General features: G+C 71.7%; 16 protein-coding genes and 1 rRNA gene. 8 read left to right on the top strand and 9 right to left on the bottom strand.

Annotation, left to right across the window (positions count from 1 at the left end):
• Nucleotides 1–10: 10 nt before the first annotated feature.
• Entirely contained in the window at nucleotides 11–1,456 is a 1,446-nt protein-coding gene (locus HHX37_RS19150; RefSeq protein ID WP_182886288.1) for an aldehyde dehydrogenase family protein, read from the bottom strand.
• 288 nt (nucleotides 1,457–1,744) lie between these two features.
• On the opposite strand from HHX37_RS19150, the gene HHX37_RS19145 reads away from it, so the two are divergent.
• Nucleotides 1,745–2,305, top strand: coding sequence for a TetR/AcrR family transcriptional regulator (locus HHX37_RS19145; RefSeq protein WP_259402408.1), 561 nt, complete (start codon nucleotides 1,745–1,747; stop codon nucleotides 2,303–2,305).
• Nucleotides 2,306–2,329: 24 nt separating this feature from the next.
• Here HHX37_RS19145 and HHX37_RS19140 read toward each other — a convergent pair whose 3' ends face one another.
• Entirely contained in the window at nucleotides 2,330–3,964 is a 1,635-nt protein-coding gene (locus tag HHX37_RS19140) for a PucR family transcriptional regulator (RefSeq protein ID WP_310740445.1), read from the bottom strand.
• Between the two features lie 105 nt (nucleotides 3,965–4,069).
• Here HHX37_RS19140 and gabT point away from each other — a divergent pair, with 105 nt between their 5' ends.
• Together gabT and HHX37_RS19130 are read left to right on the top strand one after the other, a co-directional pair.
• Nucleotides 4,070–5,419 (top strand): 4-aminobutyrate--2-oxoglutarate transaminase, encoded by a 1,350-nt coding sequence (gabT, locus tag HHX37_RS19135; RefSeq protein ID WP_182886286.1) that lies wholly within the window; start codon nucleotides 4,070–4,072, stop codon nucleotides 5,417–5,419.
• Between the two features lie 169 nt (nucleotides 5,420–5,588).
• Nucleotides 5,589–5,837, top strand: coding sequence for a hypothetical protein (locus tag HHX37_RS19130; RefSeq protein ID WP_111699306.1), 249 nt, complete (start codon nucleotides 5,589–5,591; stop codon nucleotides 5,835–5,837).
• A 12-nt stretch (nucleotides 5,838–5,849) separates the two neighbouring features.
• Here HHX37_RS19130 and HHX37_RS19125 read toward each other — a convergent pair whose 3' ends face one another.
• From HHX37_RS19125 to HHX37_RS19105, 5 genes are all read right to left on the bottom strand, one after another.
• Nucleotides 5,850–7,178: an FAD-binding oxidoreductase gene (locus HHX37_RS19125; protein WP_182886285.1), complete on the bottom strand. Its 1,329-nt coding sequence runs from the start codon at nucleotides 7,176–7,178 to the stop codon at nucleotides 5,850–5,852.
• A gap of 151 nt (nucleotides 7,179–7,329) precedes the next feature.
• Complete coding sequence (locus HHX37_RS19120) at nucleotides 7,330–8,514, bottom strand: extracellular solute-binding protein (protein ID WP_182886284.1); 1,185 nt, start codon at nucleotides 8,512–8,514, stop codon at nucleotides 7,330–7,332.
• A 95-nt stretch (nucleotides 8,515–8,609) separates the two neighbouring features.
• Entirely contained in the window at nucleotides 8,610–10,103 is a 1,494-nt protein-coding gene (locus HHX37_RS19115) for a CoA-acylating methylmalonate-semialdehyde dehydrogenase (protein ID WP_182886283.1), read from the bottom strand.
• Complete coding sequence (locus HHX37_RS19110) at nucleotides 10,090–11,385, bottom strand: aspartate aminotransferase family protein (protein ID WP_182886282.1); 1,296 nt, start codon at nucleotides 11,383–11,385, stop codon at nucleotides 10,090–10,092. The genes HHX37_RS19115 and HHX37_RS19110 overlap by 14 nt, the downstream gene beginning before the upstream one ends.
• Before the next feature lie 67 nt (nucleotides 11,386–11,452).
• Nucleotides 11,453–12,922 (bottom strand): MFS transporter, encoded by a 1,470-nt coding sequence (locus HHX37_RS19105; protein ID WP_182886281.1) that lies wholly within the window; start codon nucleotides 12,920–12,922, stop codon nucleotides 11,453–11,455.
• Nucleotides 12,923–13,005: 83 nt separating this feature from the next.
• Between HHX37_RS19105 and HHX37_RS19100 the strand changes: the two genes are divergently transcribed.
• The 4 genes from HHX37_RS19100 to HHX37_RS19085 all read left to right on the top strand — a co-directional run bounded on the left by HHX37_RS19100 (nucleotide 13,006) and on the right by HHX37_RS19085 (nucleotide 17,468).
• Nucleotides 13,006–13,725, top strand: coding sequence for a TetR/AcrR family transcriptional regulator C-terminal domain-containing protein (locus tag HHX37_RS19100; RefSeq protein ID WP_310740444.1), 720 nt, complete (start codon nucleotides 13,006–13,008; stop codon nucleotides 13,723–13,725).
• A 67-nt stretch (nucleotides 13,726–13,792) separates the two neighbouring features.
• Complete coding sequence (locus HHX37_RS19095) at nucleotides 13,793–15,448, top strand: PucR family transcriptional regulator (protein WP_182879445.1); 1,656 nt, start codon at nucleotides 13,793–13,795, stop codon at nucleotides 15,446–15,448.
• A gap of 159 nt (nucleotides 15,449–15,607) precedes the next feature.
• Nucleotides 15,608–15,823, top strand: coding sequence for a hypothetical protein (locus HHX37_RS19090; RefSeq protein WP_182874894.1), 216 nt, complete (start codon nucleotides 15,608–15,610; stop codon nucleotides 15,821–15,823).
• Nucleotides 15,824–15,998: 175 nt separating this feature from the next.
• On the top strand, nucleotides 15,999–17,468 hold the full coding sequence (locus HHX37_RS19085; RefSeq protein WP_182879446.1) for a phosphodiester glycosidase family protein: 1,470 nt from the start codon (nucleotides 15,999–16,001) through the stop codon (nucleotides 17,466–17,468).
• 15 nt (nucleotides 17,469–17,483) lie between these two features.
• Here the strand turns inward: HHX37_RS19085 and HHX37_RS19080 are convergent, their stop codons facing one another.
• On the bottom strand, nucleotides 17,484–18,344 hold the full coding sequence (locus tag HHX37_RS19080) for a phenylalanine 4-monooxygenase (RefSeq protein ID WP_310740443.1): 861 nt from the start codon (nucleotides 18,342–18,344) through the stop codon (nucleotides 17,484–17,486).
• Nucleotides 18,345–18,505: 161 nt separating this feature from the next.
• Between HHX37_RS19080 and HHX37_RS19075 the strand changes: the two genes are divergently transcribed.
• Nucleotides 18,506–18,979, top strand: a complete 474-nt coding sequence (locus tag HHX37_RS19075; RefSeq protein ID WP_182886278.1) for an Lrp/AsnC family transcriptional regulator — start codon at nucleotides 18,506–18,508, stop codon at nucleotides 18,977–18,979.
• A 67-nt stretch (nucleotides 18,980–19,046) separates the two neighbouring features.
• Here HHX37_RS19075 and rrf read toward each other — a convergent pair.
• Nucleotides 19,047–19,147 (bottom strand): 5S ribosomal RNA (rrf, locus tag HHX37_RS19070); the annotation flags it as partial.

Genomic DNA, 19,147 nt, shown 5'->3' with positions numbered 1-19,147 from the left:
ACGCGTGGTTCTACAGGGTGAGACCGGTGAGCACCATAACCTTCTCGTAGGTGAGGTCCTCCATGGCCGAGCGCAGCCCCTCGCGGCCCACGCCCGACTCCTTCACCCCGCCGTACGGCATCTGGTCGGCCCGGTACGACGGCACGTCGCCGATGACGACGCCGCCGACCTCGAGCTCCCGGTTGGCCCGGAAGGCGACGTCGAGGCTGCGGGTGAAGACCCCCGCCTGCAGGCCGTACCGGGAGTCGTTCACCAGGGCGAACGCCTCGTCGACGGAGGCCACCCGCTGCACGGTCATGACGGGCCCGAAGACCTCCTCGCAGGTGACCTTCGCGCCGGCGGGGACGTCGGCCAGCACGGTGGGGGCGATGGTCGCGCCGTCGCGGGTGCCGCCCGCCAGCAGGCGTGCCCCGGCCGCCACGGCCTCGTCGACCCACTTCTCGACGCGGATCGCGGCGTCCTCGCTGACGAGGGGACCGACCTGGGTCTTCTCGTCGGCCGGGTCGCCGGTCACGAGGCCGCCGACGGCGCCGACCAGCTTCTCGGTGAAGGCGTCGGCGACCGAGTCCTCCACGATCACGCGCTGCACCGCGATGCAGCTCTGGCCCGCCTGGTAGTTGGAGAACAGCGCCACCCGGCTCGCCGCCCAGTCGAGGTCGGCGTCGGCGAGCACGACCGCGGCGGCGTTGCCGCCGAGTTCGAGCGTGACGTGCTTGCGCGGCACGCTGTCCAGGATGGAGTAGCCGACCGGCCCCGAGCCGGTGAAGGAGACGACCGGCAGGCGGGGGTCCTCCACCAGCGAGGCGGCCCGGTCGTTGGGCACCGGCAGCACGGAGAACACGCCCTCCGGCAGGTCGGTCTCGGCGAGGATCTCACCGAGCACGAGCGCCGACAGCGGGGTCGCGGGGGCGGGCTTGACCACGATCGGCGCGCCCACGGCGATGGCCGGGGCGACCTTGTGCGCCACCAGGTTGAGCGGGAAGTTGAAGGGCGTGATCGCCAGCACCGGTCCGTACGGCACCCGGGAGACGTAGGCGAGCCGTCCCTGCGCCGCGGGCTCGGTGTCGAGCCGCTGCACGTCGCCGCTGAACCGGCGGGCCTCCTCGGCGCCGAAGCGGAAGGTGGAGACGGCCCGGCCGACCTCGCCCCGGGCCCAGAAGATCGGCTTGCCGTTCTCGGCGCTGATCAGCTGGGCGATCTCCTCGGCGCGCTCGCTCAACCGCCGGGCCACGTGGGCCAGCGCCTCGGCGCGTACGTGGATGGGCAGCGCGGCGGCCTGTCCGCGCACCGCGTGCGCGGCGGCGACGGCCTGCTCGACCTGGTCGGGCGTCGGGACCGAATGGACGCCAACGACCCTTCCGTCGTGCGGGTTGGTCACGGTCTGCTCGGCGTCTCCCGTGGCGGGACGACCGGCGAGCCAGAAGGGGCGGGGATCGGAAGTGCGGCTCACGTCCATGTCTTCACGCTATGACCGCTGACGGGACCCGGCTCTACTCCGGACAGGCCAATCGCCGTCCTCCGGCGCGCCATCGTGGACAACCCCGGCGGGATGTCACAGATGCGCGGCGATTTCATGATGTTTTCTGTTTCTCGGCGGTTTGAAAGCCGAGCGGCATGGTTAAGTCATCTTCCGGGTCTGTCGCGGGACCCCCACAATCAGAAGGGCTCGTCGCTGATGGGTACGCCGGCGCCGCTCGGTCTTCAGGGTGCCTACGCACGCGGCCATCGGAGCAATTACGACGAGTTGCGCACCCGCCTTCTCGATGTCGCCAACGACCTGCTCGCCTCCGCGGGCCCGGAGAGCCTCACCGTACGCAGGATCGCGTCCGAGGCCGGCTGCTCCACCCAGCTGATCTACACGATGTTCGGCAGCAAGGAAGGCCTGGCCGAGGCGCTCTACCTGGAGGGCTTCGAACGGTTCCGCCGCAGGCTGGAGGCCGTGCCGCACCGCGCCGACCCGATGGAGCACCTCAGCCTGCTGGGTCCCGCCTACCGCGAGGCCGCGCTGTCCGAACCCGGCTACTACAGCCTGATGTTCGAGCGGGCCATCCCCGGGTTCGTGCCGAGCGAGCGCGCCCGCACCCTGGCGAGGGCCGCGCTCAACATCGTCGACCGGGTGATCGCCGACTGCATCTCCGCCGGCCGCCTCGTGCCGACCCAGCCCCGGAAGGTCGCCGACACGCTGTGGGCCGCGGCGCAGGGCGCGCTCAGTCTGGAACGTGCCGGGCACCTGCCGGACGGCAAGACCTACGAGATCGTGACGACCGCGGCCATCCGCGCGTTCATCGCCCGCCCCCAGGCCTGACCCGCCACGGTCGGACACGCGCCGTCACAGGCTGAGCGCGATCCAGAGTTCGGCGCGCACGGCGGGGTCGTCGAGGTCGCGCCCGAGCAACTCGCTCACCCGCTTCATGCGGTATCGCAGCGTGTGCCGGTGCACGCCGAGACGCTGCGCGGCGGCGTCCCAGTGCCCGTTGCTCGCCAGATAGGCACGCAGCGACTCGACGAGGTCGGCGCGGGAGCCGTACTCGCGCAGCGGCGCGAGGATCGCGGCGGCGAACGACGCCGCGGCGTCCGGATCCAGCAGCGACAGCAGCCCCTGACCGGCGAGTTCGGTGAACCGTGCCACCGGCGAGGCCGAGGCGAGCGCCCGGCGGGCCTGGTCCAGCCCGACGGCGAGATCCAGCCGGGGCCCGCCTCCTGCCGCGGGTGCGGCGCCGCCCACGGCCTCCGCCTCCGCGCCGCCCGGGCCGATCCGCACGCCTTGTCCGGACGACAGGTCCACGCCGGGCGCGCCGGCGCCGACCCGGCCGTAGCGTGCGGCCAGCGCGATGACCTCCTCCGCGTACGCGTCCGGAGCCGGGACGACGAGCAGGCCCTCCCAGGGAGCGGTGAAACAGGCGGGCGCCGCGCCGCTCAGCGCCTCGGTCAGCGCGTCCGGGTCCGAGGTCTGGCAGACCAGGACCGTGACCGGCTCGGCGGGCAGCCGCATGCCCAGGGCCGCCAGCGTCCGCGCCGCGGCGCCGGTCTCACCGGCCAGCAGCAGCCGCAGCACCGCGGCGCGCACCTGCGCCGCGGCGGCCCGCTGCTCCCTGCCCTGTTCCAGGGCGAGCGTCAGCAGGGACCCGGCCGCGTTGACGACCGTGTGCGCGATGGGCGAGAACGGCCGCGGGGAGCCCACCGCGAAGAATCCCCGGCGGCCCAGCGGCTGGACGACGACGTGCTCGTCCGGGGTGGCCAGCGCGAGGCTCGCCGGGGACGGCGCGCTCCGCAGCCGGGCGATCTCGGGCTCCAGTGACCGGGCCGTCTCCCGCGCCCAGTCCTCCACCGGGCCGTCCTGACCCGGTCCGTGTCCACCGGGCCCCCGGCCACCCGGTCCCTGTCCGCCGGGTCCCTGTCCGCCAGGTCCTGCGCGGCCGGTCGCGTCGGCGGCGTGCCGTACCGCGCCGGAGGGGTCGAGCAGCAGCGCCCAGCCGCCAATCTCCCTGGCCAGCCGGTCCACCACCGCCACTGGTCCCCGGCGCCGCAGGGCGGCCCGGGTCAGCCGGCCCTGCGCGGCGAAGGCGCGGCTGATCTCCTCGTACTGCTCCCCCGCCAGCAGGTCGCTGACGGCCTTGCCGATCGCGATGAAGGGGGTGTCCCTCGGCACCTCGACCAGCGGCAGCCCGGCCGCCTCGGCCGCCTCGACGAACCCCGGCGGGACGACGTCGTGGCTCAGCCCCACGCCGAACCCCAGCCCCGTGACGCCCCGGGCCACGAGCCGGGAGACGTACGGGCCCGCGTCGGCGCCGGACAGGCGCATGCCGGTGGTGAGCACGAGTTCCCCGCCTTCGAGGAACGGGGTGGGGTCCTCCAGTTCGCTCACGGCGACCCATCGCACGGGACGGTCGAGCCCGTTCCTCCCGGCGAGAACCTCCAGGTGGAGCGGTACTATCGCCGTGACCCGGCGCAGTGTGGGTGCCACGGCCCCCTCTCCCCCGGCGGCTTGTGCGCACCGGCTAAAAGCGCGCCTACATTCTGACATAGCGGCATATCGGCGGGTGGTGGCGGTAGCCGTAGCGTCTCGGATATGAGCACTGCGACCACGCACGGCGGCCCGCAGCTCCCCCAGGAGCGCCGCCTCGTCACCGAGATCCCCGGCCCGCGGTCCCGCGAACTGTTCGCACGCAAGCAGTCGGCCGTGCCTCCGGGCATCGGCACCACCCTGCCCGTCTTCGTGACCCACGCGGGCGGCGGTGTGATCGTCGACGCGGACGGCAACTCCCTGATCGACTTCGGCTCGGGCATCGCCGTGACCAACGTCGGCAACGCCGCGCCGCGCGTGGTCGAGCGGGTGCGGAAGCAGGTCGCCGACTTCACCCACACCTGCTTCATGGTCGCGCCGTACGAGTCGTACGTGGCGGTCTGCGAGAAGCTCAACGACCTGACCCCCGGTGACCACGACAAGCGCACGTTCCTGGTGAACAGCGGCGCGGAGGCCGTCGAGAACGCGGTCAAGGTCGCCCGGCACGCCACCGGCAGGCAGGCGGTCGTCGTGTTCGACCACGGCTACCACGGCCGCACGCTGCTCACGATGTCGCTGACGGCCAAGAGCATGCCGTACAAGCACGGATTCGGCCCGTTCGCGCCTGAGGTGTACCGGGTGCCGCTCGCCTACCCGTTCCGCTGGCCCACCGGGCCGGAGAACTGCGCCGAGGAGGCCGCGGCGCAGGCGATCGACATGATCAACAAGCAGGTCGGCGCGGAGAACGTCGCGGCGGTGCTCATCGAGCCGATCGCGGGCGAGGGCGGGTTCATCGAGCCGGCCCGCGGGTTCCTGCCGAAGATCGTGGAGTACTGCCGGGCCAACGGCATCGTCTTCATCGCCGACGAGGTCCAGACGGGCTTCGCCCGGACCGGCCACCTGTTCGCCTGCGAGGACGAGGGCATCGTCCCGGACATCATCTGCACCGCCAAGGGCATCGCCGGCGGCCTCCCGCTGGCGGCCGTGACCGGCAGGGCCGACCTGCTCGACCACGTCCACACCGGCGGGCTCGGCGGCACGTACGGCGGCAACCCCCTCGCCTGTGAGGCGGCCCTGGGCGTGCTGGAGACCATCGAGGAGGAGAAGCTCGTCGAGCGGGCCCGGCACATCGGCGAGGTCATGCTTCCCCGTCTCCGGGCCATGCAGGAGCGCAACCCCGTCATCGGCGACGTGCGCGGGCGCGGCGCGATGATCGCGATCGAACTCGTGGTCCCCGGGACCAAGGAGCCCTACCCGGCCGGCGAGATCGCGCGCAAGTGTCACGAGCAGGGACTTCTCGCGCTCACCGCAGGGACCTACGGCAACGTGCTGCGTTTCCTGCCGCCGCTGGTCATCCCCGACCACCTGCTGGAGGAGGGCCTCTCCATCCTGGAGAAGGCGCTCAACATCGACTAGCCGTTTCAAACGGATCAAAAGGGGCACCCGTTATCCTCCAGGGTGTCCCTTTTGTTGTCGTACGGCTTGCGTTATGCCGGGATTTAACCATCACTTGGCCCGACTCGCGCCGATCACGAAGGGTAACCGCGTTATAACGGTTCCGATAGGCGATCGAGGGGGGACTTTGATGAGCTGGAACCCGAACGGCGCCGAGCGGCTCATGCTGACGTTCGACCCTGCCGGTCTGACCACCACGCAGCGCGACGGCGACGCCTGTGTCGTCTGCCACAAGAAGTGGCCCCGCCCCCGGGTCAAGGTCGGGATGCTGCCCGACAACGCCCCCGTACACGCCTGCGACGACTGCGCCGAGGCCCTGCTGCCCGCGCCCGAGGGCAAGGTGCCGCTGCCCCGCCGCTCCCGGGCGGCCATGTCCTGACCATCGCGCGGGTCAGCGGCTCCCTTCCGGACCGACGTTGATGTTCTGGTCGAACAGGTTCGCGGGGTCGTAGAGGCGCTTGACGGCCGCGAGCCGCTCGCGGGTGCGGGCCGGGTAGACGGCGGCCACGTCGTCCTTCGACGGCTCGCTCAGGAAGTTGCCGTACGCCCCGCCGGTGTGGGGAGCCAGCCCGCGCCACAGGGCTTCGAGGTTCTCCCGGACCGGCGCGTGCTCCGCCTGGCCGCCCAGCACGACCGTGGTCAGCAGGACCTCGGCGTCCCGGTGGGCGAAGGCGGTGGCCCCCGCCGGCACGCGGCCCATCGCCCCGCCGAGGGCCCGCAACTCCACCACCGTCATCGGGATGCCGCCCACGTGCGACACGAGCGTGTCGATCAGCTCGTCGGTGCAGGACCGGGCGAACCGGTTGCGCAACCGCGCGTGCCAGGCCGGTCGCGGCCCCGGCGGGGTCTCCACCAGCAGGTCCGCGTACGGCTGAACCGCGACGTCCACGCTGAGGGCGTCGCCGAGCCTGGTGAGAGGCTCCACGGCGTCGTGGTCGCCGCCGGCCTGGCAGGCGGTGATCACGACCGTGGGCGGGGCGTCGTCGCCGGACGCGGGAGACAGGTGCGCGGTGGACGTGAGCTCGTCGCCCGCCGACCGCATGACGTCGCGCCAGCCCTTGAGCACCCGGGCCGCCTGGCTCGCCGGATAGACGATCCGGGCGAAGGTCACCTCCCGCTCCCGCGTGGCGGCGACCTCGAACGTGGTCACCACGCCGAAGTTGCCGCCGCCGCCGCGGATCGCCCAGAACAGGTCGGGGTGCTCCGTCGCGCTCGCCCGGACGATCCGGCCGTCGGCGGTCACCACTTCCGCGGCGACGAGATGGTCCAGGGCCAGGCCGTGCTTGCGCACCATCCAGCCGATGCCGCCGCCGAGCATCAGCCCGCCGACCCCCACCGCCGCGGTGTCTCCCGAGGAGACGGCCAGGCCGTACGGCGCGAGCGCGCGGGCCACCTCGCCCCAGCGCGCACCGGCGCCGATCCGCACGATGTCGTCCAGGCCGCCGAACACCTCGACACCGTCGATGAGCCCAAGGTCGATGACCAGCCCGCCGTCGTTGGTGCCGAACCCCGCGCCGTGGTGCCCGCCGCTGCGCACCGACAGCGTCAGGCCCTCCTCCGTCGCGAACCGCACGGCCTGCGCGACCTCCTCCGCGTCGCGGCAGCGCACGATGTACGCGGGGCTGCCGGTGCCGCCGGAGGTCCGGCGGAGGGTCTCGTACGCGTCGTCACCGGGCAGCACGATCTCGCCGGTGAGAGAGGGAGCATATGCGAGCGTCATCGTCGTGTCCTTCTTCGTCTCGGTGGGACCGCCATGGGCGGCACTCACTGAGGAGCCGGAGCGGAGCTCGCGCCCCCGACATCCACACGCCGATTCTTTCCGCCGCCACCGACAAAATCGGGGCCTCAAAGCCCTCCGCGTACGCGAGGGGTCACGGCGCGATGCGTGACCAGCGCTCCACCCACTTGTCGTACGCCTCCGGGCGCACGGCGAAGTAGACGTCCTTGAACGCCCTGGGCTCTCCGGCCTCGTAGTCGGCGCAGATCCGGCGGGCCGCGCCGGTGCACGCCTCGGGATTGGCCGGGGCGAGGCCCATCCAGGCCGACACCTTCCGCTGCACGTCGGCCGAGGCGGTGAAGTCGAGCCACTTGTACGCGCACGACGGGTGGGGGGCGTCCGCCGACAGCATCCAGGCGTCGGCCCAGCCGGTCACCGGCCGGTCCCCCGCCACCTTGACGGGCTTGCGCCCGTGACTGAGCACGTCCGCGTGGTACGGCGTGGCCTGCGCGAGCCGTACGGACCCGGTCGCGAAGGCCTGGACGACCTCGATGGGGTCGCGCCAGAAGAGACGGCCGCCCTCGTCGCCCGAGCGGAACAGCTCGGCGGCGGCGTCGAGCTGCTCGTCGGTGAGGTCGAACGGGTCCTCGATGTCGGCGCCGCGCTCCTTGAGCACCAGCGCGGCGTCCGCCAGCGACAGCGGGCGGTCGCGGAACATCACCGGCCCCTTGTCCTCGAACAACGACTCCGGTCCGGCCGAGCGGACCTTGCCGGAGTCGTAGAGGACCTCGTTGGTCGCCCAGACGTACGGCACGCCGTACACCTGCTCGCCACGGGTCACCGACGGCAGCGTGCGCAGCCGCTTGGGGATCTTGTCGTAGCCCGCGAGCAGGGCGGTGTTGAGCGGGGCGGCCTTACCCTCCGCCATCAGCCTGCCGCCCACCTCCGGCGTCGCGGAGACCACGTCGAAGGACGCCGGCGCGAAGTCGCCCGGCTTCTCCTCCTGGCGGGGGTCGTAGATCCGGAGGCTGACCTTGCAGCCCGTCTCCTTCTCGAACGTGCCGATCCACTTCACCTTGGGATCGACGCCGCCCCACTCGGCGTACCCGTCGAGCGCGACCACGCTGACCGTTCCCTCGCCCGGCCCGAGCGAGGCCGCGGGTGTGGGCGTGGGCGTGGCGGCCGGTGCGGACGTGCCGGGGCCGCTGGAGGCCGTCGCCGACGCGGCCGCCGCGGAGGCCCCCGGCGTGACCGTCTCCGTCCCCGGCGCGGAACGGCTGCCGCAGGCGGTGAGCAGCCCGGCGGACACCACCGCCACGGCCACGTGTGTACGGCGCACGCACGACCCCCAGGGAAGAGACGGACGTCCCGAGCCTACTGGCCCGGCCCCCCGGGACGGCCCGCTCACCCCGCGTGGCCGCTACCGTGCGGATCTCAGGCGTTGGTGGGGAATCCGAGGTTCACCCCGCCGTGGGAGGGGTCGAGCCACCGGGAGGTGACGACCTTGCCTCGGGTGTAGAAGTGGACCCCCTCGGTGCCGTGCACGTGCGTGTCGCCGAACAGCGAGGCCTTCCAGCCGCCGAAGCTGTAGAACGCCATCGGCACCGGGATCGGCACGTTGATGCCGACCATGCCGACCTCCACCTCGTTCTGAAAGCGCCGGGCCGCGCCGCCGTCGTTGGTGAAGATGGCCGTGCCGTTGCCGTACTCGCCGGTGTTGATCAGCTCCAGGCCCTCCTCGTACGAGCGGACCCGCACGATCGACAGCACCGGACCGAAGATCTCCTCGCGGTGCACGCGGGAGTTCGGCGGCACGTGGTCGAGCACGGTGGGACCAAGCCAGAAGCCGTTCCCCCGGTCCCCGCGCACCGGGGTCTCCCGGCCGTCGACCACGAGCTTGGCCCCCTCCTCGACGCCGAGGTCGAGGTACGACTCCACCTTGTCGCGGTGCGCCGCGGTGACCAGCGGGCCCATCTGCGACTCGGGGTCGGTGCCCGGGCCGACGGTCAGGTCACGCACCCGCGACACGATCTTCTCTACCAGGGCGTCGCCGACCGGGTCGACGGCGAGCACCACGGAGATCGCCATGCACCGCTCCCCCGCCGAGCCGAAACCCGCCGAGACGGCCGAGTCGGCGACCAGGTCGAGATCGGCGTCGGGCAGCACGAGCATGTGGTTCTTGGCGCCACCGAGGGCCTGCACCCGCTTGCCGTGGGCCGTCCCGGTCTCGTACACGTACCTGGCGATCGGTGTGGAGCCGACGAACGACACCGCCCGTACGGCCGGGTGCTCCAGCAGCCGGTCGACCGCGACCTTGTCGCCCTGGACGACGTTGAACACGCCGTCCGGCAGCCCCGCCCGCCGCCAGAGGTCGGCGATGAGCAGCGACGCCGAGGGGTCGCGCTCCGAGGGCTTGAGCACGAACGTGTTCCCGCAGGCGATGGCCACCGGGAACATCCACATCGGCACCATCGCGGGGAAGTTGAACGGAGTGATGCCCGCGACCACCCCGAGCGGCTGGCGGATCGAGTAGGAGTCGACGCGGGTCGAGACGTTCTCCGAGTAGCCGCCCTTGAGGAGGTGGGGAATGCCGCAGGCGAACTCCACGACCTCCAGGCCGCGGGCCACCTCGCCCAGCGCGTCGGAGTGGACCTTGCCGTGCTCGGCGGTGATCAGCGTGGCCAGTTCGTCGCGGTGCGCGTCCATCAGCTCGCGGAACCGGAACAGCACCTGCGTGCGCTTGACCAGCGAGGCGTCCCGCCAGGCCGGGAAGGCCCGCGCGGCCGCGTCCACGGCCGCGTCGACCTCCTCGGCCGAGGCGAGCGACACCCGGCCGCTCACCTCACCCGTCGCCGGGTCGAACAGCTGGGCCGTACGGGCGCCCTCGCCGGTGAGGACGCCCCCGATCCAGTGGTTAACGTGCTTCATCGTCGACGGTCTCCAGAGCGGTGACGAGGATGCCCAGGCCCTCGCGGGCCTCGTCCTCGGTGAGGGTGAGCGGCGGGGCCATGCGCAGCGTGCTCCCGTACAGGCCGCCCTTGCCGGCGAGCAGGCCGAGCTTCTTGGTCTCCTCCATGAAGCGGGCGGCCAGCGCGGGGGCCGGCGCTCCGGTGGCGGGGTCGACCAGGTCGACGGCGAACATCAGGCCGCGGCCCCGGATGTCGCCCACGACGGCCAGCCGCCCGGCCGCCTCGCGCAGCCCGGAGATCAGGATGTCGCCGGTGCGCGCCGCGTTGGCCTGCAGATCGTGGTCGAGCACGTAGTCGAGCGTCGCGTTGGCCGCCGCCATCGAGATCGGGTTGCCGCCGAAGGTCGACACCCCGATGGCGGGCAGGCCGTCCATGAGGTCGCCGCGCGCGACGACGCCGCCGACCGCGAAGCCGTTGCCGAGCCCCTTGGCGAAGGTCATCATGTCCGGCGTCACGCCGTGGTTCTGGATGCCGAAGAACGCCGAGCCCGTACGGCCCCAGCCGGTCTGCACCTCGTCGCTGACGAACAGGATGCCCTCCTCGTCGAGGACCTCCTTGTACGCGGCGAACAGCCCGTCGGGGGCCGCGGTGAAGCCGCCCACGCCCTGGACGGGCTCGGCGATCAGCGCGGCGACGTTCCCGGCGACGGCGGTGGCGAGCACGTGGCGCAGGTCGTCCACGCAGGCGGCGATGTAGTCGGCGTCCGACATGCCGCGGAACTGCGTGAGGTGGCGGTCGGCGCCGTGCAGGAAGTGCACGTTGAGCGGCGACAGCGAGTTGTTCTTCCAGGCGCGGTTGGAGGTGACGCTGATCGCGCCGAACGACCGGCCGTGGTAGCTCTGCCGCATCGCGAGCACCTGGTCGGAGCCGCGGGCGTAGGTGGCCAGCAGCAGGGCCGTCTCGTTGGCCTCGGTGCCGGAGTTGGTGAAGAAGACCTTGGCGTCCGGGATGCCCGACAGGCGGGCGATCTTCTCGGCCAGCTCGACCTGGGTCCGGAGGAGGTACAGCGTCGAGGTGTGGACGACGCCGGTGGCGAGCTGACGCTCGACGGCCTCCCGCACCTCGGGCACGTCGTACCCGATCATGTTGGTCAGGATCCCGGCGAAGAAGTCGAGGTAGCTCTTCCCGTCCGCGTCGACGACCCGGTTCCCCTTGCCGCCGACGATCTCGATGGGCTCGTTGTAGTAGAGGGCCATCCAGCTGGGCATGACCGCGCGATGGCGCGCGAGAAGATCCGACATGTACTGAGTATCCCGGCTGACGGACGGAGGCTCACCCGTCAGCCTGTCGGGACAATCCGAAATCCGCTTACACAGTGCCTGCCGTCGCCGATTCCACGCCGACGGCGGGAGCGGTGGCCTTCCGGCGCAGGACCAGCAGCGCGACCAGGGCCGCCGCGAGCGAGCAGCCCGCCCCGACCCACGATCCCGCGGACATCGCCGACACGAACGCCGCACGTCCGGCGGCGGCCACCGACGGATCGCCCAGGGTCACCGCGGCGCCGATCGACTCGCGCGCCGCCGCCGGAGCCGATGCCGGCATGGCCGAGGTGTAGGCCGCGGCGAGCACGCTGCCGAGCACCGCCACACTCAGCGCCATGCCGACCTGCTGCACCGTGTCGTTGAGCGCCGAGCCCACCCCGGCGTGGTCGGGGGGCACCGCGCCCATCAGCGTGGCGTACGCCGCCGGGCCGGCCAGTCCTCCGCCGACCCCCATGACCAGCAGACCGGCGATCATCGTGCCGTACCCGTCGGTGAGCGTGGACAGCAGCGCGAACCCGGCGGCCATCACGACAAGGCCCGCGACGATCAGCGTCCGGTTGCTCACCTTCTTGCCGAGCGCCGCGCCCAGGCCGTTGAAGAGCGCCGCGGCCACGACGTACGGCAGCAGCGCGAACCCGGCGGTCAGCGGGTCGTAGCCGAGGACGAACTGCAGATACTGCGTGAGGGCCAGCATCAGCGCCCCCGCCCCGAACGACAGCAGCACGACGGAGAAGCACGCGCCGCTGAACGAGCGGTCGCGGAACAGGCCGAGCGGCAGCATCGGGTGCGGGTTGCGGCGCTCCCACAGCACGAACGCCGCCAGGGCGAGCGCCGAGACCACGACGACCACCGGGTTGAGTCGGCCTCCCGGCGCCGAGATGACGGCCCAGACCAGGCCGCCCATCCCCGCGACGGACAGGATCACGCCGAGCGGGTCCGCCCGCCGCGCGACGCCGTACGTCTCGGGCATGAGCGTGACGGCGGCGACGATCGCCAGGATCGCGATCGGCACGTTGAGCAGGAAGACCGATCCCCAGTAGTAGTGCCGGAGCAGGAACCCGCCGAGCGTGGGACCGGCGACGACGCCCACCATGGCGACCGAACTCCACACCGCGATGGCCTTGCGCCGCTCGCTCTCGTCGAAGACGGTGATCAGGATCGACAGGGTGGACGGCATGACGCAGGAGCCGCCGACGCCCATGAGGGCGCGGGCCCCGACGAGCTGCCAGGGCTCGGTGGCCAGGGTGGCGGCCAGCGAGGCTCCGCCGAAGAACGCCAGGCCGATCACGAGCATCCGCCGCCTGCCGTACCGGTCGGACAGGCTGCCCGCGGTGAGCAGCAGCCCGGCGAAGACCAGGACGTACGCGTCGATGATCCACTGCACGTCCTGCGGGGAGGCGCCGAGATCGCGCATGAGCGACGGGATCGCGAGGTTGAGCACGGTGTTGTCCACGACCAGAGTCAGCAGGCTCAGGCACAGGACCCCGAGGATCCACCATCGGCGGGGATGGGACATGTATGTCTCCTCGTACAGTGTGCGAGTTATTTCGCACACTGTACGACGGTGTCGAACACTGTGCGAGAGAATATCGTGGGGCCGTGCCACCGAAGCCGTTCTCCTCCGTCTGGACCCGCGAGCGCAGGGGAACGCGCGAGCAGGGCCTCAGCCGCGACCAGATCGTCCGCGCGGCCGTGGAACTGCTCGACGCCGAGGGCCTCGACGCGCTCAGCATGCGCAAACTGGGGGCCCGCCTGGGCGCGGGGGCGACCAGCCTCTACTGGCACGTGGCGACCAAGGACGAACTGATCGAGCTGGTCATGGACGAGGTCTACGCCGCCGTGGTGCTGCCGGAGGACGCGGACTGGCGGGAGACCACGAGAGTCTTCGCGTACGGCATGCGGGGGGCGGTCTTCGCCCACCCCTGGAGCGCGGGCCTGATCGGGGTGGTCCCCGCGCTCGGGCCGAACGCGCTCACCGCCGCCGACCGGCTGATGGGCGCGTTCGTCCGCGCGGGCTTCCAGGGCGTCGACGTGGACTACGCCTGCACGGCCGTCGTGTCGTACACGCTCGGCGCCACGATTCCCGAGGTCGCCTTCCTCGGCACGCTGGAGAACTCCGGTCAGAGCGTCGCGAACCTGCAGGCCGCGGTCGAGCCGGTCCTGATGAAGGCCGTGGCCGACCGGCCCAACCTGCGGGAGCGCTTCAACGCCTACAGCGACATGGACTACGACCCCCTCGTCGCCCGCCGGCTCGCCTTCGAGTTCGGGCTGACCGCTCTGCTCGACGGGCTGGACAGGCACAGGACGGGCGGCTCCTGACACCGGGCCCGCATACTGTCACGTTCGGGCGGGTCATCCTTACATAATGATCAGGTAGCCTCGGACCATGCTCCCCACGGTCGCCGACGTGCTCGCCCTGGACACGGTGCGGCGCGGCAAACCCCGGGTGGTGGCGGGTGGCGACCGGCTCGACACCCGGGTCCGCTGGGTGCACGTCGGCGAGGTCCACGACATCGCGCATCTGCTGCGCGGCGGCGAACTCGTCCTCACGACCGGGGTGGCGCTGCCGGAAGAACCCGGCAGTCTGGCCGACTACGTCGGCGAACTGGCCGAGGTGGGCGCCTCCGGCCTGATCGTGGAACTCGGCCGCCGGTTCGTCCGCGAACTGCCGGGGGCGGTGGTCAGGGCCGCGGAGGAGCACGGGCTGCCGCTCGTCACGCTGGCCCGCGAGACGCCCTTCGTACAGATCACCGAGTCGGTCCACGCGCGGATCATCGACGACCAGCTCCAGGAGCTACGGGCCTCGGAGCAGCTGCACGAGGTCTTCACCGAGCTGTCGGTCGAGGGCGCCTCCCCGGGGAAGGTGCTGAACCAGGTCGTCCGGTTCTCCGGCCGACCGGCGTTACTGGAGAACCTCGCCCACCAGGTGCTGGCCTGCGACGCCGCCGGAGGCGACACAGGCACCGTGCTGGCCAACTGGGAGGCCAGGTCGCGCGCGGTCATGCCGTCCGAGCGGACCGCCTACGACGCCGCCGCCGGATGGCTGGTGACGATGGTCGGGGCCCGGGGCCAGGACTGGGGACGGCTCATCCTGCTGTGCGACGGCCCGCCCGGCCCCCGCGACATCGTGCTGGCCGAACGTGCCGCGACCACCCTCGCGCTCAGCCGCCTGCTGGAGCGGCACCAGGAGTCCCTGGAGCGGCAGGCGCACGGCACGATACTCACCGGCATCCTCACCCACGCCTACGCCGACCCCGACGAGGCCGCCGCGCGGGCCCGCGCCGTCGGCGTCCCGCTCACCGGCCGCCGGCTGGTGAGCGCCGTCATCCGCCTGGCCTCCCCGGCCGGCCCGGCCCCGGTCAGCGCGGTGCCTGTCGGCACGGTCCCGGCCGGCACCGCGCTGGGTGAGCAGGCGAGGCTCGGCGAGCTGGCCGAGGCCGGCGCCGCCGCCTGCCGCGAGGCCAGGCTGCCCGCGCTGGTGGGGGCGCTCGACCAGAGCAGCGTGGGGGTGCTGCTGCCGCTGCCGCCCCGTACGGCCGCCGAGACGGCGCTCGGCGCGCTGGCCGAGCGCCTGCGGGCCGGGTTCGTCACCCCGTTCGTGCTCGCGGCCGGCTCCGTCGTGGAATCGATCAAGGACGTACGGCGCAGCTTCCTGGAGGCCGAGCAGGTCGCCGAGGTCGCGGTGCGCCAGCCCGACGGGCGGCCGTTCTACCGCCTGCCCGATCTGCGGCTGCGCGGGCTGCTGCACCTGCTGCGGGACGACGCGCGGCTCCAGACCTTCGCCGAACGCGAACTCGGCGCCCTGCTCGCCCACGACGCGCAGCGGCACGGCGACCTGACCAGGATCCTGCGCGTCTACCTCGACTCGGGCCGCAACAAGGCGGTGGCCGCGCAGCGGGCCCACCTGTCCCGCCCCGCCTTCTACGACCGGCTGCGGCGGCTGGAGCGCGTCCTCGACACCGACCTCGACGACGTCGAGTCGTGCCTGTCGCTGCACGTCGCGCTGCTGGCCCTGGAGACCTTCCGCCGCGAAGGCGGCTGAGCGCGATCCGGCCGCACCGGCCCGCGGTGGACAACTGCCCGTGGAGATGCCACAACCGAAGCGTAGGTATGTCGTCCCGCGTGTAAGACTTCGCATCCGCTACTGTTCGCGCACTCGCGATCACGCAGCGAATCGTGCTTATCTCGAAGCGTGCCCACGATGAACGAACCCCGAATCAGCCCGGCCGTGGTGGTACGGGCCCTGTCCGCGCGTTTCCCCGGCTGGACCATCTGGTGGGGCCAGGCCACCACGCACTACTGGGGCATGTTCCGGCGGCCCGACGGGCTGCTCGTCCACATCGAGGCCCGCTCCGCGCAGGAGTTCGTCCAGCGGGCCCGGGAGATGGACACCCGCGCCTCCCGAGGTCCCGCGTGACGCAGGCGGACACCTTCGTGGCATTTCGGGCCTAATGTTCCTTTAGCCCGATTCTTTCGGAGAGTTCCGGCGGCTTCACGTCGCAATTTGATGCCCTTTGGCGCGTTCGCCTCCACATCGGGCGTCAGCCTCGCCACGATGGTCCCGTAAGGATCACCAATGGGGAGTAAACCGCATGAGACGCCGCCTGATCGCCGGGGCCGCAGTACTGGCCCTGACGACGACCATCCCTCCGGCCCCGGCAGCCGCCGAACCCGTCGCCGGTCTGCCGACGACGAGCTTCCCCCTCGGCGCGCCCGGGATACCGAAGTCGGCGGCGAAGAGCCTCGGGCCCGGCATCAGCTACTTCACGCTCCGGCACGGCAGCACGAAGGACGGGTACACGGTCAGCGTCGTCGTGGCGGGCAAGGACTTCATGTCCGAGTCCAACGCGCAGGCCCAGGCCGAGGCCGTGCAGGCGGCCGGCTTCACCCCCACCGTGGTGAAGTTCACCCGGCCCGCGGTGGCCGACTTCCCCGCCGGCGACTACTACATGGTCCGCGTCGGCGGCTGGCCGCTCAGCCAGAAGGCCGAGGCCGCCAAGGTCGTCAAGCAGCTCAAGGACGCCGGCGTGAACACGAAGGTGGACTTCCAGGGCGACGACGGCTTCGTCACGACCGGCCCCTGGAGCGTGCGGGTCATCATGGTCGATCCCCGCACCTTCCGCGGCTCCTACCGGTCCTCGGTGGGCACGAGCGTCGCGAAACGGGAGAAGGTCTCGGCGATGGCCACTGCCGCCAAGGCTGTGGCGGCGGTGAACGGCGGATTCTTCGACATCCACACGCTCCCCGCCTTCCGGGGCGACCCCACCGGCATCTCGGTCGTGGGCGGCAAACTGCTCAGCGAGGCGGTCCCCGGCCGCGTCGGCCTGGTCCTGAAGGGCCGTACGGCCCGGGTCACCGAGTTGTCCTCCTCCGTGGTCGCCCGCGCGGCCGACGGGGCGACCGTCCAGGTGACCGGCCTCAACCGGGTTCCGCAGCCGGACGAGGTCGTCCTCTACACCGAGGAACTCGGGCGGGAGACCCCGAAGGACGACGGGATCGAAGCGGTCCTCGACGCGACGGGCAAGGTGCTGGCCATCCGCGACGCCGGCGGCAAGGTCACCCGTGGCATGCGGGTCCTGCACGGCGTCGGAGCGGGCGCCGACTGGCTGTCGGAGCACGTGACCGAGGAGACGACGATCAAGGTCTCGACCCGGGTCACCGACCTGCGGACGAAGAAGGCCGTCCCGCTGACGCCGGAGACGAACATCATCGGCGGCGCGGTGGGCCTGGTCCGCGGGGGCAGGACGACGATCACCCCCGGCCGGGACGGCATGGCCAACACCAACATGATCCTGCGCCGTCACCCCCGGACGCTCGCCGGCGTGACCCGCAACGGCAAGCTCGTCATCGCGGTCGTGGACGGCCGCGATCCCGGCGGCACGATCGGCGCGTCGTTCTTCGAGGCGGCCGAGCTCATGCGCTGGCTCGGGGCGCGCGACGCGATCAACCTGGACGGCGGCGGGTCGAGCGCCATGGTCATCGGCAAGAAGGTCGTCAACCACCCGTCCGACGGCGTGGAGCGGGGAGTCGGCGACGCCCTGCTGATCGTCGGCGCGCCCTGAGCGTGGGACGAGCCCTTACGGCCGGTGCCCGGCCAGGAGGCGGGTGACGGCGTCGTCGTCGCAGGTGTCCCAGAACGCCCCGACGGTGTCTTCGAGGTGGTCGAACGAGGCCGCCTCGAAGAGCACCTCCTGATACTTGGTGATGTCGTACTTTGTGGTGCCCATCGCGGCGAGGTCGAGCGGCCGGATGTCCATCCCGCGGAACTCCTCGATCTCGCCGTACGAGCTCAGCAGCCCCGCGCCGTACGCCCTGAGCTCGCCGTCCTCCCGCATGACGCCGAACTCCAGCGTGAACCAGAACACCTTGGAGACGAACTCCAGCGCCTCGGTGGTCTCCATCCGCCGCGCCGCCCGCCCGGCGGCCCGGTACAGCTCCGCGAACCGGGGCGAGGCGAGGGTGTTGCCGTGGCCGATCACCTCGTGGATGACGTCCGGTTCCGGCGTGTAGAAGGGCACCGAGTGGTGCCGGATGTACTGCGTGGAGTGGAACAGGCCGTCGGCCAGCACTCCGTAGAACTCACGGAGCGGCACCAGCCCGGCGGCGGGCAGGTAGCGGAATCCGGTGAGCGGATGCAGGAGGTCGCTGACCTCCTGAAGCTGCGGGATGCGGTGCTCGGGCAGCCCGAGCCGCTCCGCCGCGCGGAGGAACTCGCGCACCGCGTACTTGTGGTGCTTGACCGCCAGTTCCTTGGTGACGAGCGCCCATACGTGGTGCTCCTCGTCGGTGTACTCGGCGACGGGAATCGGGTCGCCGGGAGTGTGGCCGAGCGCCAGCGCCGCGATCGCGTTGCGCCGTTCCCGGTAGACCTGGTCCGCGAACCCCGGGTGGCTGGTGGCCAGCTCGACGACGACGGAACCGTCATCCTTCGTCGCCACCGGAGCGAAATACTGCGCTTCCTCGAACATACTTCTATATGACAGCAAGTCACCCTTGCAGTGGCAAGAGTGACCAGTTGTAGTGGGCGAATCGCCCAAAAATGATCGTTCCCGCGCCGCCACACTGGTCGAATCGCCCACTCCGGGCGTACCCTCGGCGCATGCTCGACGCGCTCGACAGCCGGCTGCTGACCACCATGCGGGCTCATCCCCGTATCGGGCTCACCGAACTGGCGCGCCTTCTCGGGGTGGCCCGGGGCACCGTGCAGGCACGCGTGGAGAAGCTGACCGCGCGTGGAGTGATCACGGACTTCGGCCCCGCCATCGCGACCGAGGAGATCGGTTATCCCATCCTCGCCTTCGCCTCCCTGCAGATCGCGCAGGGCCGGCTGACGGAGGCGGTGCACACGCTGGCCGAGATCCCGGAGATCCTGGAGGTGTACGGCACGAGCGGGCAGGCCGATCTGCTGTGCCGGGTGGTCGCCCACAGCACACCGCACCTACAGGAGATCATCGCCCGGATCCTGGCCTCCCCGGCCGTCCGGCGGTCGGACACGACGATCGCCCTGTCGACCCAGATCCCCTACCGCGTCGAACCTCTGCTGAAGGCCGCGGTCACACCGGACACACCGTGACGGCCGGTATTTGGGCACAAAAAAAAGGGGGGTCATCCCGTACGGGATGACCCCCCTCAAAAAGATTGTCCGGCGGCGTCCTACTCTCCCACACCGTCCCCGGTGCAGTACCATCGGCGCTGGTAGGCTTAACTTCCGGGTTCGGAATGTAACCGGGTGTTTCCCCAC

The organism is Microbispora sp. H10885 (assembly GCF_014161415.1).
In the GTDB taxonomy this organism is placed as follows: domain Bacteria; phylum Actinomycetota; class Actinomycetes; order Streptosporangiales; family Streptosporangiaceae; genus Microbispora; species Microbispora triticiradicis.
Note: the sequence above shows the minus strand (reverse complement) of the source record. Positions and strands in the feature narration are given on the sequence as shown.

Bases quoted from the DNA above. Each gene is read 5' to 3' on its own strand.
- HHX37_RS19150 (WP_182886288.1), bottom strand. From the start codon at position 1,456: ATGGACGTGAGCCGCACTTCCGATCCCCGCCCCTTCTGGCTCGCCGGT.
- gabT (WP_182886286.1), top strand. From the start codon at position 4,070: ATGAGCACTGCGACCACGCACGGCGGCCCGCAGCTCCCCCAGGAGCGC.
- HHX37_RS19130 (WP_111699306.1), top strand. From the start codon at position 5,589: ATGAGCTGGAACCCGAACGGCGCCGAGCGGCTCATGCTGACGTTCGAC.
- HHX37_RS19125 (WP_182886285.1), bottom strand. From the start codon at position 7,178: ATGACGCTCGCATATGCTCCCTCTCTCACCGGCGAGATCGTGCTGCCC.
- HHX37_RS19115 (WP_182886283.1), bottom strand. From the start codon at position 10,103: ATGAAGCACGTTAACCACTGGATCGGGGGCGTCCTCACCGGCGAGGGC.
- HHX37_RS19110 (WP_182886282.1), bottom strand. From the start codon at position 11,385: ATGTCGGATCTTCTCGCGCGCCATCGCGCGGTCATGCCCAGCTGGATG.
- HHX37_RS19105 (WP_182886281.1), bottom strand. From the start codon at position 12,922: ATGTCCCATCCCCGCCGATGGTGGATCCTCGGGGTCCTGTGCCTGAGC.
- HHX37_RS19095 (WP_182879445.1), top strand. From the start codon at position 13,793: ATGCTCCCCACGGTCGCCGACGTGCTCGCCCTGGACACGGTGCGGCGC.
- HHX37_RS19090 (WP_182874894.1), top strand. From the start codon at position 15,608: ATGAACGAACCCCGAATCAGCCCGGCCGTGGTGGTACGGGCCCTGTCC.
- HHX37_RS19085 (WP_182879446.1), top strand. From the start codon at position 15,999: ATGAGACGCCGCCTGATCGCCGGGGCCGCAGTACTGGCCCTGACGACG.
- HHX37_RS19075 (WP_182886278.1), top strand. From the start codon at position 18,506: ATGCTCGACGCGCTCGACAGCCGGCTGCTGACCACCATGCGGGCTCAT.